This is a genomic window from Rhizobium sp. WCS2018Hpa-16 (genome assembly GCF_031843705.1).
Lineage (GTDB): Bacteria > Pseudomonadota > Alphaproteobacteria > Rhizobiales > Rhizobiaceae > Agrobacterium > Agrobacterium tumefaciens_C.
The window spans coordinates 948,160-961,640 of record NZ_JAVTIX010000002.1 but is presented as its reverse complement, the minus strand read 5'-3'; the positions used below and the strand labels follow the sequence as shown (position 1 = coordinate 961,640).

16 protein-coding genes are annotated in these 13,481 nt (G+C 56.7%); 14 read left to right on the top strand and 2 right to left on the bottom strand.

The window, feature by feature from the left end:
* The first annotated feature begins 75 nt into the window (after positions 1 to 75).
* A complete protein-coding gene (gene rarD, locus RQI55_RS10750; RefSeq protein ID WP_243256319.1) occupies positions 76 to 990 on the top strand; it encodes an EamA family transporter RarD in 915 nt (304 codons plus the stop codon).
* Positions 991 to 1,015: 25 nt separating this feature from the next.
* On the opposite strand, the gene RQI55_RS10745 is transcribed toward rarD, so the two are convergent.
* Positions 1,016 to 1,636 carry a TIGR00730 family Rossman fold protein gene (locus tag RQI55_RS10745; RefSeq protein WP_243256320.1) on the bottom strand — a complete coding sequence of 207 codons (621 nt, stop codon included), beginning with the start codon at positions 1,634 to 1,636 and terminating at the stop codon, positions 1,016 to 1,018.
* Between the two features lie 154 nt (positions 1,637 to 1,790).
* Here RQI55_RS10745 and RQI55_RS10740 point away from each other — a divergent pair, with 154 nt between their 5' ends.
* From RQI55_RS10740 to RQI55_RS10705, 8 genes are all read left to right on the top strand, one after another.
* Complete coding sequence (locus RQI55_RS10740; RefSeq protein ID WP_243256321.1) at positions 1,791 to 3,806, top strand: LysM peptidoglycan-binding domain-containing protein; 2,016 nt, start codon at positions 1,791 to 1,793, stop codon at positions 3,804 to 3,806.
* A gap of 120 nt (positions 3,807 to 3,926) precedes the next feature.
* Positions 3,927 to 5,813 (top strand): ABC transporter ATP-binding protein/permease, encoded by a 1,887-nt coding sequence (locus tag RQI55_RS10735; RefSeq protein WP_311272541.1) that lies wholly within the window; start codon positions 3,927 to 3,929, stop codon positions 5,811 to 5,813.
* Between the two features lie 249 nt (positions 5,814 to 6,062).
* On the top strand, positions 6,063 to 6,761 hold the full coding sequence (locus tag RQI55_RS10730) for a phosphatidylserine decarboxylase (RefSeq protein ID WP_243256323.1): 699 nt from the start codon (positions 6,063 to 6,065) through the stop codon (positions 6,759 to 6,761).
* Between the two features lie 21 nt (positions 6,762 to 6,782).
* Complete coding sequence (gene pssA, locus RQI55_RS10725; protein WP_243256324.1) at positions 6,783 to 7,640, top strand: CDP-diacylglycerol--serine O-phosphatidyltransferase; 858 nt, start codon at positions 6,783 to 6,785, stop codon at positions 7,638 to 7,640.
* Between the two features lie 177 nt (positions 7,641 to 7,817).
* Positions 7,818 to 7,952 (top strand): hypothetical protein, encoded by a 135-nt coding sequence (locus RQI55_RS10720; protein WP_279290405.1) that lies wholly within the window; start codon positions 7,818 to 7,820, stop codon positions 7,950 to 7,952.
* A gap of 310 nt (positions 7,953 to 8,262) precedes the next feature.
* Positions 8,263 to 8,904, top strand: coding sequence for a response regulator (locus tag RQI55_RS10715; protein WP_311272540.1), 642 nt, complete (start codon positions 8,263 to 8,265; stop codon positions 8,902 to 8,904).
* Positions 8,793 to 9,371 (top strand): diguanylate cyclase domain-containing protein, encoded by a 579-nt coding sequence (locus tag RQI55_RS10710; protein WP_279290406.1) that lies wholly within the window; start codon positions 8,793 to 8,795, stop codon positions 9,369 to 9,371. Before RQI55_RS10715 ends, RQI55_RS10710 begins: the two co-directional genes overlap by 112 nt.
* Positions 9,368 to 9,556 (top strand): hypothetical protein, encoded by a 189-nt coding sequence (locus tag RQI55_RS10705; RefSeq protein ID WP_279290407.1) that lies wholly within the window; start codon positions 9,368 to 9,370, stop codon positions 9,554 to 9,556. The genes RQI55_RS10710 and RQI55_RS10705 overlap by 4 nt, the downstream gene beginning before the upstream one ends.
* A 7-nt stretch (positions 9,557 to 9,563) precedes the next feature.
* On the opposite strand, the gene RQI55_RS10700 is transcribed toward RQI55_RS10705, so the two are convergent.
* Entirely contained in the window at positions 9,564 to 10,313 is a 750-nt protein-coding gene (locus tag RQI55_RS10700; RefSeq protein ID WP_243256326.1) for an SOS response-associated peptidase, read from the bottom strand.
* A 232-nt stretch (positions 10,314 to 10,545) separates the two neighbouring features.
* Here RQI55_RS10700 and RQI55_RS10695 point away from each other — a divergent pair, with 232 nt between their 5' ends.
* The 5 genes from RQI55_RS10695 to RQI55_RS10675 all read left to right on the top strand — a co-directional run bounded on the left by RQI55_RS10695 (position 10,546) and on the right by RQI55_RS10675 (position 13,480).
* Positions 10,546 to 10,965: an NUDIX hydrolase gene (locus RQI55_RS10695; RefSeq protein ID WP_243256327.1), complete on the top strand. Its 420-nt coding sequence runs from the start codon at positions 10,546 to 10,548 to the stop codon at positions 10,963 to 10,965.
* A gap of 62 nt (positions 10,966 to 11,027) precedes the next feature.
* Positions 11,028 to 11,450, top strand: a complete 423-nt coding sequence (locus tag RQI55_RS10690) for a TIGR02301 family protein (protein WP_243256328.1) — start codon at positions 11,028 to 11,030, stop codon at positions 11,448 to 11,450.
* A gap of 104 nt (positions 11,451 to 11,554) precedes the next feature.
* Complete coding sequence (locus tag RQI55_RS10685) at positions 11,555 to 11,812, top strand: hypothetical protein (protein WP_042618408.1); 258 nt, start codon at positions 11,555 to 11,557, stop codon at positions 11,810 to 11,812.
* 14 nt (positions 11,813 to 11,826) lie between these two features.
* Positions 11,827 to 12,564 (top strand): hypothetical protein, encoded by a 738-nt coding sequence (locus RQI55_RS10680; RefSeq protein WP_243256329.1) that lies wholly within the window; start codon positions 11,827 to 11,829, stop codon positions 12,562 to 12,564.
* Between the two features lie 70 nt (positions 12,565 to 12,634).
* Positions 12,635 to 13,480 carry a folate-binding protein YgfZ gene (locus tag RQI55_RS10675; RefSeq protein WP_243256330.1) on the top strand — a complete coding sequence of 282 codons (846 nt, stop codon included), beginning with the start codon at positions 12,635 to 12,637 and terminating at the stop codon, positions 13,478 to 13,480.
* Position 13,481 lies beyond the last annotated feature (1 nt).

The window sequence follows — 13,481 nt, the reverse complement described above, 5'->3', positions numbered from 1 at the left end:
CTTCACGCAAATGAATTGGAATAAAACGGCAAATGAGAATAGGCCGGTGCTTTCAGATTAACATTGGTAGCATCCATGGCCGTGAATCAGACAATCGACACTTCTAACTCCGGCGGTGCCACGCGTGGATTTGTCTATGCATTAGCTGCCTATATCTTCTGGGGTTTTTTGCCGTTTTACATGAAGGCGGTTGCGCATGTGTCGCCTTTCGAGGTCATCGCGCACCGCGTCGTCTGGTCTGTTCCGATTGCCGCTGTCGTGCTCATCGCGCTTGGCAGAACCACTGAACTCAAGAAAGCGCTGACGACACCGCGCATGCTGGGCATGGCGTGCCTGACTGCAGCTCTGATCAGCATCAACTGGGGTGTCTATATCTGGGCCATAGCCGCGGGCCACGCGCTGGATGCGGCGCTCGGATATTTCATCAACCCGCTCTTCAGCATCTTTCTGGGTGCTGTCCTCTTGAAGGAAAAGCTCAGCCGAATACAGATGCTTGCCATCGCGCTCTCGGCCTCAGCTGTCGCGCTGCTGACATGGCACGCGGGCAATCTGCCATGGGTTTCGGTGGCCCTCATGGTAACATGGGGCTTTTACGCATTCTTCCGCAAAACGCTGCCCATCGGCCCCACACAAGGGTTTTTGCTGGAGGTTCTGCTTCTCACGCCGCCAGCCCTTGCCTACATCATTTATCTCATGAGCACAGGTCAGGCGCACTTCATGGCGGGTGTGCCGACAGATACGTTGCTACTGATCGCCAGCGGGCTCGTCACCGCAATACCGCTGATCTTGTTTGGGAATGGCGCAAAATTGCTGAAATTGTCCACCATCGGCATCATGCAATATATCGCGCCATCGATGATCTTCCTCATCGCGGTGTTCGTGTTCAAGGAACCCTTCGACACGGTCAGGCTGATTGCTTTCATCATGATCTGGTGCGCACTGGTCATCTATACCGTGCCTGGATTGATCCGCAGTAGGTCCGGCAAGTAGTGTCAGACTGTGACGCTAAGCGGCATCACAGTTGCGATATAACCGACGGATCACCCTCAGGGTTTTGCTGAGCGGTAGCGCGTTCTATGATCGCTGGCACGATGTTATCAACAGCATCGATGACGAGCGGGTTCAACAGATGCGCCCGGTGGATGAAGCCCTGATCGCGCATATGGCGGATCAGTTCCAGCATCGGGTCCCAGAAGCCGTTGATGTTGGCAAAAACCATCGGCTTTGCGTGGCGACCGAGTTGCGCCCACGTCATGATCTCAACGATCTCTTCCAGCGTGCCGATACCACCCGGCAGGGTCACGAAGGCATCGGAACGCTCGAACATCATGTGCTTGCGCTCATGCATGTCCTTGGTGATGATCAGTTCGTTCAGCTGGCCCAGCGAATGTCGCGTCGCCTCCATATCGACCAGAAAATCCGGAATGATGCCGGTGACCTCACCGCCATTTGAGAGGACACCGCTTGCAACAGCGCCCATGATGCCTTTTGTGCCGCCACCATAGACGAGACGGATACCATGATTGGCGATGGACTTTCCGAGCAGGCGGCCTGCCTCCATATAGGCAGGATCGCGCCCGGGCTGAGAACCGCAATAGACGCAGATGGATCGAATCGTTGTATTTTCTTCAGTCATGGGACGAAGGAACTATGGGGCAGCCGATCCGTCAAGAAAATTTGGGGACTGACCGGCACGAAACACCGGTTTTGCAGGGCCACCGCTTGTGCGAGCACGACTTAAACGCTAGCTATCGCAACGTGAAGACAAGAATGTTACCCGGAGACAGATAATGAACAACAAAAGGGCCGGACTGCTGGCACTTATCGTGCTCGGCGCTGCGACACTGCTCATGGTCTTCTTCGTTCTTCCCCGCATGTCGACGGATGACAAGCCGATTGGTGACGCCATCAATCAGGCTGGCAACGACGTTAAGAACAGCGTGGAGATGGGTAGCGAAAAGGCGGGCGACCTCTTGTCGGATGCAGCCAAGGACACCGCAACCATTGCCGACAAAGTTGGTCGATTGGCAGAATCCGCCAACCAGTCCATCAGAGACATGACGGGTCGATTTGCCGACAACAAGGTTCCCTCTAATGAAGAGTTTGCTGGTGCCCGCAAGGCTGTAGAAGATTCCCTCAAGGAACTCGGAAATGTCGAAATTCCCGAGGCCATTGACGAGACGACATCGCGCCTGATCACCACAGCACGCTCGGCGGCTGAAAGAACCATCGCCTTCCTGCGCAGCCTGCCAGCAGATGCCACTGTGGCTGCCGCGCAGGTGCGCCGCCTGCCGGGTATTTTTGCGGGAACCGACGATGGCGCTCCTGCGGCAGTGGCACCGGCTGCTCCTGCTGCACCTGCGCCAGCTTCCACACCAGCCCCAACAACGGGCGATGCGGCAAAGGCACCGACTTTCGATGTGCTGCGCGTTGAGCCAGATGGTTCCGCCGTCATTGCGGGCAAGGCTGCGCCGGGCTCGAAGCTTGAAATTATCAACAACGGTGAAGTGATTACTCAGACCACGGTTGAAGGCAGCGGCGATTTCGTTGCCGTTCTCGAAAACCCGCTGAAGCCCGGTGACCACCAGATCATTCTGCGTGCCACCGGCAAGGATGGCGTCGTCGTCCAATCGCAGGAAACTGCCACAGTCTCCGTTCCGGCACAGAAGAATGGCGAGCTGCTTGCCATGGTAACGACTCCTGGCAAGGCCAGCCGCCTGATGAGCGTTCCGGAAGCAGCACCGGCCACAACTCAGGCGCAGGTCCCTGCCCCCGCAGCGGGTCAGCCACAGACAGACACTGCAACCGCGCCTCAGAATGCCAATGGGGCAGCACCGGCTGCCGCACCATCCGAAACTGCAAGCATTCGTGTTCTTGCCGTGGAGTTTGAAGGTTCCAGAATTTTCGTCGCCGGATCCGCTCCTGAAGCAGCATCCGTGCGCGTGCTGGTGGATTACAAGCCGATTGGCACCAACAAAGCCGAAGCGTCTGGAAGTTTCGTTGTCGAAGGCGATGTCGAACTTTCCGTTGGTAACCATGTCATCACGGCGGAAGCCCTTGATGCGGCCGGCAATGTTACCGTTCGTGTGCGCGTGCCGTTCCTTCGCCCTGAAATGGATCAGGCAACCGTCGCCATGCAGCAGACGCCACCGACCTCGAATGCGACCAACCCGGCACCCGGTATTGTGAGTGATCGCACGGCATTTGATGCTCTGCGCATGGATGTGACAAAGGCCTTTGGCATTCTTTCCGGCCTTTATCAGGACGGCAAGGTGCCAGCGCTGGATCAGGTTGCGGCGGCAAAATCGGCAACCTCGATTGCGTTGCGCTCGCTTTCGGAGTTCCGCACTTCAGCAACGGCGGATGCAGCCTTCACCGCATTTGCAGCTGACATCTCGGCAAAGGCTCGCGCGCTTCTTTCCATCATCGATGGATTGCCCAATGATGTGGCCGCCATCGGACGGCAGATCGAAAGCCTTACGGGCCGGTTTGCGGAACTGAACGCCACGCTGCCCGCAGCCGTTGCAGCGCCCGCTTCCAATGCGCCATCCACGGCACCGCAGACTTTTGAGCAGGCGCCTCTTGCCCAGAGCAACACGGCTGTCATCATTCGTCGCGGTGATACGCTGTGGCAGATTTCGCGCCGGGTCTATGGTCAGGGCGTCCGCTACACGACGATTTACCTTGCCAATCAGGACCAGATCAAAAATCCTGACCTGATCGAGCCCGGCCAGATTTTTGGCGTGCCACAGAATGCCCTGCCTAATGCTGAGGAAATTCATCGCAAGCGGCTCCTGGGTAGATAACCCACTGCCTTAGCAGCATTGCAAATACAGTGCTGGGCGTTTAATCACTGTCACCACGGCGGCTCGGATCAACGGGCCGCCGTCTTGCTGTCTGCCATTGCGCAGATACCGGAGCAGAGCATGGCAGATCAGAAGAAAACGATTTCAGCGGATTCGAGCAATCCGTTCCAGACCCTCATCAACCTATGGCCCTATATGTGGCCGCAGGGCAGACCAGACCTGAAGTTGCGCGTCATCTGGGCCAGCATCTTTCTCGTCCTTGCGAAATTCGTGCTGATCTCCGTTCCCTATTTCTTCAAATGGGCAACGGATGCGCTGAACGGCAAGCTGGATATGGCCGGTCTCGTGCCGGTCTTTCTGCTGGGCGCCGTCGCGCTGGTCGTTGCCTACAATCTCACACGGCTGATCCAGGTTGGCCTAAACCAGTTGCGTGACTCTCTTTTTGCCAGTGTCGGTCAGCACGCGGTTCGTCAGCTTGCCTACAAGACATTCGTGCACATGCACCGCCTTTCCCTGCGCTTTCATCTGGAGCGGAAGACGGGCGGGCTTTCTCGCGTCATCGAGCGTGGCACCAAGGGCATCGAGACGATTGTCCGCTTCACCATTCTCAACACCGCGCCAACCTTCATCGAGTTCCTGCTGACCGCCATCATCTTCTGGCTGTCCTATGGCTTCTGGTATGTGGCCGTTACGGTCATTACCGTGTGGGCCTATATCTGGTTCACCGTTCGGGCCAGCAACTGGCGCATCGGCATTCGTCGCTCGATGAATGACAGCGACACAGCAGCCAACACCAAGGCCATCGATTCGCTGCTGAACTTCGAGACCGTCAAATACTTCGGCAACGAGCAGATGGAAGCCAATCGCTTCGACGCTTCCATGGCAAAATACGAGAAGTCCGCAACTGCCATCTGGACATCGCTTGGCTGGCTCAACTTTGGCCAGGGCGTCATTTTCGGACTTGGCTCGATGGTCATGATGATCATGTCGGCACTAGCGGTGCAGCGTGGCGAACAGAGTATTGGTGATTTCGTCTTTATCAACGCGCTGTTATTGCAGCTTTCCGTGCCGCTCAATTTCATCGGCTTCGTCTACCGCGAAATCCGACAGGGCCTGACAGACATCGAGGAGATGTTCGATCTCCTTGAGGTACAGGCCGAGGTTGTCGATGCGCCGGGAGCGAAAGATCTTAATATCGGCGCGGGTGCCCTCTGTTTTCGCGACGTGCATTTCGCCTATGATGCGGAGCGCCCGATTCTGAAGGGCATTTCATTTGATGTTCCGGCTGGAAAAACCATCGCCATCGTCGGGCCATCGGGTGCGGGCAAATCTACGCTGTCGCGCCTGCTCTACCGCTTCTACGATATTCAAAGCGGATCGATCACCATCGACGGGCAGGATATCCGCGAGGTCACCCAAAAGAGCCTGCGCGCCGTCATCGGAATGGTGCCGCAGGATACGGTGCTGTTCAATGACACGCTGGCCTACAACATTCGTTATGGCCGGCCAGATGCCGCCGAGGAGGATGTGACGGCGGCCGCAAACGCAGCCCAGATCAGCGGCTTCATCAGCAAATTGCCACAAGGCTTTTCCACCATGGTGGGGGAACGTGGCCTAAAACTCTCCGGCGGGGAGAAGCAGCGCGTGGCGATTGCCCGCACAATCTTGAAGGCACCGCCTATTCTCATCCTCGATGAGGCAACATCGGCACTGGATACGCACACCGAGCAGGAAATTCAAAGCGCTCTCGATCTGGTATCGCAAAACCGCACCACCCTCGTCATCGCGCACCGCCTCTCAACGGTGATCAGTGCCGATGAAATCATCGTGTTGAAGGATGGCACCATTGCAGAGCGCGGTACCCATCAGTCTCTCATCGAGGCGAACGGGCTCTATGCCTCCATGTGGAGCCGCCAGCGCGAGGCCATTCAGGCAGAGGAGCGCCTGCGTGAAGTTCGCGAAATGGATGATCTGGGCGTGGTCGATCGCGGCAACCCTGCGCATTGACCGGTATAAGATGGGGCAAACGCCGGAAGACATTGCCGTAAAGGCCAATTGCCTGTAGTCACCAATGCGTGTTTTGTCGCGTCCGGGTATAAAATCGGTCGCCAAATGACTATATGCAGCATGATACGCCCGAGACGGTTCCCCGTTTTGGCGCAAGGAACTGTAAAATGGCTGGGGCGCGACACGCTGATCACAGGATCGCGACGCCCTCAGACAGTCTGAAAAGATAAACTCGGAGACGAAAGAGCAATGAACCTGTTCGACACCATTCGCAACACCATCGTGCCGGTCCACAAGGAAGGCTATGTTTTCGTAGCAGCTTTCTTCGTGGCATCCTTGGTGCTTGGCTGGATAGCCGAACCTCTCTTCTGGGTCGGCATGGTTCTCACCGCCTGGTGCGCCTACTTCTTCCGTGATCCGGAGCGGGTCACGCCACAGGATGATGACCTTGTCATCAGCCCTGCCGACGGCAAGGTTTCCGCCATCCAGACAGTCGTTCCGCCGCTGGAACTGGAACTCGGCAAGGAGCCGATGGTCCGCATCTCGGTTTTCATGAACGTCTTCAACTGCCATATCAACCGCGCTCCCGTGCGCGGCCGCGTCATCAACGTCGCTTACCGCCCCGGCCTTTTCCTGAATGCCGAAGTGGACAAGGCATCCGAAGACAATGAGCGCAACGGTCTCGTCATCGAAACTGCCCATGGCAAGGTCGGCGTTGTGCAGATCGCTGGCATGGTTGCCCGCCGCATCGTGTGCTGGGTCAAGCCAAACGAGCCTGTCGATGCCGGTGAGCGTTTCGGCCTCATTCGCTTCGGCTCGCGTCTGGACATCTTCCTGCCCGAAGGCTTCCAGCCTCGCGTTTCCGTTGGCCAGACTGCTATTGCCGGTGAAACCGTTCTGGCGGAATTCGGCTCTGCCAAGGGTCCGGTTATCAGCCGTCGCGGTTGAGCCTGAACAGGAGAGCGGACCATGGACACGCCCAAGCCCGAGACAACGACGAGTGCAAAGCACGAGATGACGAATGACAGCGGAAGAGGTCCCCGCCTGCGGGAAATTCCGCTGCGGCTCGTCATCCCCAATCTTGTCACCGTTCTTGCAATTTGTGCGGGCTTGAGCGGCGTTCGGCTGGCCTTTGAAGGCCGGTTTGAACTGGCCGTTGCCATGGTTTTGCTCGCCGCCTTCCTGGATGGCGTTGATGGTCGCCTGGCACGCATGATGAAGGCGACATCGAAATTCGGTGCGCAGATGGATTCTCTCGCCGATATCGTCAATTTCGGCGTTGCCCCTGCCCTTGTGGTCTATGCCTATCTTCTGGATCAGGCGCGGTCTCTGGGTTGGATTGCCGCTCTTATTTACGTCATAGCTGCAGGCCTTCGTCTGGCGCGCTTCAACGTCATGGTGGAGCGTGAGGTCAAAGCCCCGTGGCAGAACGAGTTTTTCGTCGGTGTTCCCGCACCGATGGGAGCGATGCTCGTTCTTCTGCCTGTCTATATCGGCTTCATCGGCATCGAGTCTGGCAAGACATTCGCTTATGTTTCAGCAGCTTACACGGTCTTAATCGCCTATCTTCTCATCAGCCGCCTTCCGGTCTGGTCTGGCAAGTCTGAAAGCCGCATCCGCCGCGACCTGGTTTTGCCTGCGATTCTCATCGTCGTGCTCTATGTTGCATTGCTGATGAGCTTCACATGGGAAGTGCTGGTCGTAACGGTTCTCGCCTACCTGATATTCCTGCCATTCAGCGCCCGTATCTGGCAGAAGCGTTACGGCACGCTCACAATCGAAGACGTGCATGACGACCACGGCGGCGGGATGGATCGCGGCCTTTAAGGGCGAAGGACCACCCTCTTCATTGTGGCGGTGTGATGTCTGTGCACGAACACGAAATGTCGCAAGCGGCAAATTTTAATTGATTAAAATCGCCTCGAATTTGTCACGATTTCCTTCGAGAGAGGCTTCCAGGAATGCATCACATCGATGCGTCCAAGGGGAACTCCGGAGACAGACATGTGCGAGACGAAAAAGACCGAAGCGGCCACGAAGCCCGACCTGAAAAGCCATTACAGACCTCTCGGTCTGAAGGCAGTTGCGGCAGCGGCGATGATGCTGGCACGCAAGCCCGAAAAGCCGAAAGCCGCCTGATCTTAGCTACTGCGGTTCACGGTTTAACATCCGACCGTTTTATTTTCGCTCGTTACAGTATGGCACCCTCGCGGGTGCCATTTTTGTTAATAGAAGTTCTGACTTTATTAAGGTGTATCTTATTTAATATTCCCGTAAAACCTGTGCTTCTCACAGAATGGCGAAACGAGAGAAGCACCTCGTATATTTGAGTGAGCAATTCTTTTCGCTGATCATGTCCCTGCCCCCGTTTGCATTCGAAGCACTGCCCTCGTCGATATTGAAAAAGCAATTGTGCGACGATGGGTTTTTCAAAGGTTGAAACCGAACCATGCAGGACAAAATTCTTCTCATTGAAGATTCCATCGCTTTATCCATCCTGCTGAAAAACAAGCTGACAGACGATACGACGGCAGAGGTCTTTCATTGCGATAGCATGAGCCAGGCCATTGAGCTTCTCACCCAGCATCAGTTTACCCTGGCGCTCACAGGCCTCACGCTGCCGGATGCCCCTGATGGTGAGATTCTCAACGTGCTTGAAGAATACAAGGTGCCAACCATCGTCTTTACCGGCACAGTCGACGAGGAGGCGAGACAGCATTACGCTGAAAAGAAGATCATTGATTATATCATCAAGGATGGACGGCGCACGGTGGACACCGTGGTCAAGACAGTCGAGCGCATTCTGACCAACCGACAGTTCACCATTCTTGTCGTAGATGACGCCAAGGCTGCGCGCTCCAGTCTGGTAGAAATCTTGACGCGGCAGAATTTCAGCGTGCTGGAAGCTCATACCGGTGCTGAAGCCCTGGAAGCGCTGAGCAGCAATCCATCGGTTCAGCTCGTTATTACATGCCGGATATGGATGGTTACGAGCTGTCACGCCAAATCCGTGCGAGACGCTCATCCGAAAATCTTCGTATCGTCGGCGTCTCCTCCTCCACCGACCGGATGCTCTCTGCGCATTTTCTGAAGGCCGGCGCATCGGACTTCATCTACAGGCCGTTCGTGCCGGAAGAGTTGCAGTGCCGTATCGATAACAATATCGAGACGCTGAAGCAGTTGACGCGCCTGCGTGATCTTGCCGAGAAGGATCACCTGACGGGACTTGCCAACCGGCGTTCTTTCTTCGATCAGGTGAATGCTTTTGTCGACGATATGCAAACGGGTGAGGGAAAGGTCGAGCAGGGTTCAATCGCCATTCTCGATATCGATCATTTCAAGGCGATTAACGATACGCTTGGGCACAGTGCCGGAGACAAGGTGCTGGAGAAGCTGGCTCAGCTTTTATCCGACCTGTGCGCGCCCGGCCATCATGTCGCAGCGCGCATTGGCGGCGAGGAGTTCGCGCTCTTCCTGAACGGGCTCAATGGCGAAGACGCTCGCGCCTTCTGCGAAGCTATCGCCTGGAGGTGGAGCGCAGCAATGGTCACAGCTTGAGCAATACCGATCTTGCCCTAACGGTCTCCATCGGCGTTGTGGAGATCGACAGGACCGGTTCGCTAGACCAGCAACTGACGGCTGCCGACCAACTTCTTTACGTTGCCAAGGCGAATGGAAGAAACAGCGTCTACCCCATGGCTGCCATTGAAACCGAGAGGCAGAAACGCGACCGAGGACGATAATCGGCGCCTAGAAAAGAGAGAGCTGCGCGTTTGCACTCGGGACGGGAGCCAGAACTTCCGCCACAGGTTCCAGCAGCTCAGGCCCGGTATTTGAAACCTTGTTGACCTTATCCGAGACAGGGATCATTTCGAAAAAGTCTTCATCCGGCGCGTTCATCAAATCAAGCACGTGGCGCGGTTCCTGCGTCTTGCAATCCAGCCATCTGGTAAAATCTTCGGGCGCAATCACCACAGGCATGCGGTCGTGGATGCGCGACATGGAGCGGTTGGCGCCGGTGGTCAGAATAGCGCCGGTATCCACCTCGGACCCGTCAGCCGAGGCCCATGTTTCCATCAGCGCGGCGAAGGCAAAAACGCCGCCGGTTTTGGGTTTGATGTAGTAAGCCTGCGGCTTTGCTCCCTCATCTTTCGGCGGTCTGCGCCACTCATAAAAGCCGGTTGCGGGAATGAGCGCGCGCCGATGCCGCATGGCCGCGCGAAACGACGCCTTGCCGATAGCCGTTTCCGAGCGGGCATTGATCAATAAAGGAAATTCCTTGGGGTCCTTCACCCAGGCCGGTGTCAGGCCCCATCGCACCAGCATGGCCTGCCGGTTTGGCAGGTTGCTGCCCGGTTCAGGTCTTGAGCCCTCCAGAACAAGAAGGATCGGCTGCGTCGGAGCGATGTTGAACCGCGCCGGAAATTCCTCCAGATCTGCCAGAGCCAGATAATCCGCGACCGCATCCGGTGTCGCGTTCAGCACAAATCGCCCGCACATGGCTAAGCTCCCCTTGCAAAAAGCATGAGCGGTGCTGCGCTATAGATCAGATAGAGTTTCATTCTGGCTGTTCCGACGGCGTTTCCCGCCGCTTATACCGCATCGATCTGCGGGTGGTCCATCACTGAGGGTAAACAGGATTTTACCGCGTTTTTTCCGTAATTCGAGGTCACGCCACGTTTCCTGCAAGGTTGAGCGCATAATCACTGTTTCTCTCTATCAGGGATATAGCATGCCATCACCGCATCCTGCTTCTTCAGCCATCGTCAGAAACGGCGACCGCCTTCTTCTCATACGGCGCATCAACGCTCCCTCGAAGGATATGTTCGCTTTTCCGGGCGGGCGTGGTGAGCCGGAAGAAACGCCGGAACAAACGGCGCTGCGTGAACTTAAGGAAGAAACGGGCATTGTTGCGCGTCATCCACAGCTTTTCGCGACCTATGATTTGCCCAGCCATGATGATCAGGGCCGCCTGCTCAGCCACTTTTTCCTGTCTGTCTTCACGGTGGAGGTCGATAGCATAGGCGATGTGCAGGCGGCTGACGATGCGGCGGAGGCCGGATGGTACACGCTTGAAGAAATCCGCACATTACCCACGCCTGACAGCGTTCTCGAATGCGCCGAACGTTTGCTGGGGCAGTTGCAATGCTGAGCAGAATCGCGGCTATCTGCGGCCAAGTTGTTGAAACGACATGTTGGTTTATGCGTAAACGAATGAGAAGACGAATTTGCCTCTCTGTGCTGTTGGCTCTTGGCATTGCCACGCCTACGGCCCAGCTGGCGGCTGCGCAACCGTCTGTCATATCGCCTGCCGCGCCGCCGGAGGAAAAGCCTGCACCCTATGATAACCAGATGGCACGTCTGTCTGAGATACTGGGCTCCATTCAGTATCTACGCACGCTTTGCCCCGCTAGCGGGTCGGAGGAGTGGCGCAAATCCATGAATGATCTGCTGGCAGCGGATACGGCGAACGAACCGAAACGCAAACAACGCATGACGGCTGCATTCAACCGTGGATACCGCGCTTTTGCAGCGGTTCACACGTCATGCACACCGGCTGCCATCGCCGCCGAAGAGAAATACCGTATCGAAGGGGCAACACTGGCACAAGAAATTGCGTCCAGGTTCGGAAATTAGCGGTTTATTAACCTCTTTTAGCCGCAGGCCGTGCCGTTTTGATAAAAGACTGTTAGAGTTGTTAACAGGGTGGTAACGAGTTGCCTGCCTGTCGAGGATGAAAGATGCAAACAAGCCGTAACGAAATCCATGATATGATCGTGCATGAAAAAATGCAGGTCGCTCTGGAACATCAGAACGAAGCATGGGCCGATGGTATGGCCGATGGCATCGAGCCAGAGATCATTGCAGACGCCGCTATTGCTTTGGCCATGCGTGAAACAATCCGTATGCATGGCGAATCCGGTGCAGAAGCTATGCTCGAATCGCTGCGCCAGCGGATGCTCGAGGGCGAATTTTCCCCTCACCGCATTATTCAGTAAGCTGGAGTTCAGTCATGTCTTGCTCTCGCAACGGGCTGCGGTCCTCTGCCGCGCTTTCCCTGTTGATTTCTCTGACGCTTGCCACGGGCAGCTTTACCCATAACGCCTATGCGCTCTCGGAATTGAGACCAGCGCAGGCCCCGGCAAGTGAGACAGAAAAACCCGCGCAGGAACAGCAGGCAACCGAGCCTGACGCCATCGAGGGTGATTCCGAAGGCATTCCCCTGCCCGACCCGCTCGTGAATCGCGGATCCGGCCAGCAGGCAACGCCAGAGCAGCCGCAGATTTCAGCGCAGATCGAGCATGATATCAGCAAGGCACCCGAGCCTGTCCGCCGTCTGCGCCAGCTGATCATCGACGCTGCAGCCACAGGCGATATTGAAAAGCTTCGCCCGCTCGTCAACACCGGCCCTAACCAGGCCCGCATTGATGGCGACAGCGGGAATGACCCCATTGCCGCGTTGAAGAGCTTTTCTGGTGACCCCGACGGTCTGGAAGTGCTCGCCATCATCATCGACCTTCTGTCCACCGGCTATGCCCGGGTCGATGCCGGAACGCCTGATGAGACCTATGTCTTCCCCTATTTCGCTGGCAAGTCGCTCACCACGCTGACGCAACCGGAAAAAGTGGAACTGTTGCGCATCATCACCGCGGGTGATCTGGCCGACATGCAGGAATATGGCAATTACAGCTTTTACCGCATCGGCATCTCGCCCGATGGCCAGTGGAAGTTCTTCACAGCCGGTGACTAATATCGCCGCGCTTGCTGTTCGCGTTCAAAGACCCTAATTGTCAGGGTGAACAAACCCGAATGGAATGCCGATGTCTTCCGCCTTTCTGAACGACCGCGCCCTCATCCATGTCTCCGGCACCGGAGCCATGGATTTTCTGCAAAACCTCATCACGCCCGATCTCGAATCATTGCCCGCGGCCGAAGCACGCGCCGCTGCGCTGTTGACGCCGCAGGGCAAGATCATGTTCGAGTTCCTGATCTGGCGAGATGATGAAGGTTTTGTGCTGGAAACAGGCGTAGACCAGAAGGATGCGCTTCTGCGCCGCCTGACCATGTACAAGTTGCGGGCACCGGTTGATCTGAAGGCAGGCGAAAGCGAGGGCGTCAGCGTCTTCTGGGGTGAAAATGCGCCCGATGGCGCCATCAAGGACAGCCGCTTCGCCAAGGCTGGTATCGATCTCTACCGGCTGCCCGGCACGACGTCCGGTGACGCCTCAGCCTATGAGGCGCTGCGCATCGCCAATGGCATCGTCGTTGCAGGGGCCGATTATGCGTTGAACGATGCCTTTCCTCATGATGTGCTGATGGATGTGAATGACGGTGTGTCTTTCCGGAAAGGCTGCTTTGTCGGCCAGGAAGTCGTTTCGCGCATGAAGCATCGGGGCACGGCACGCCGCCGTGTCGTCATCGTATCAGGCGAGGCCGAACTGCCCGACAGCGGTACTGATATCCTGGCTGGCGGAAAGCCAATCGGCACGCTTGGCACCGTTGCCGGAACCGGCGGCCTTGCCATCATCCGCACCGATCGCGCTGCGGATGCCATGGCATCGGACGTTGGCATCACCGCATCCGGCGTGGCGGTGACTGTTGCGCTACCGGCATGGACCGGCCTCAGCTTTCCCGCTGTTGACCCCGCTGCAAACGCGGACGATTGAT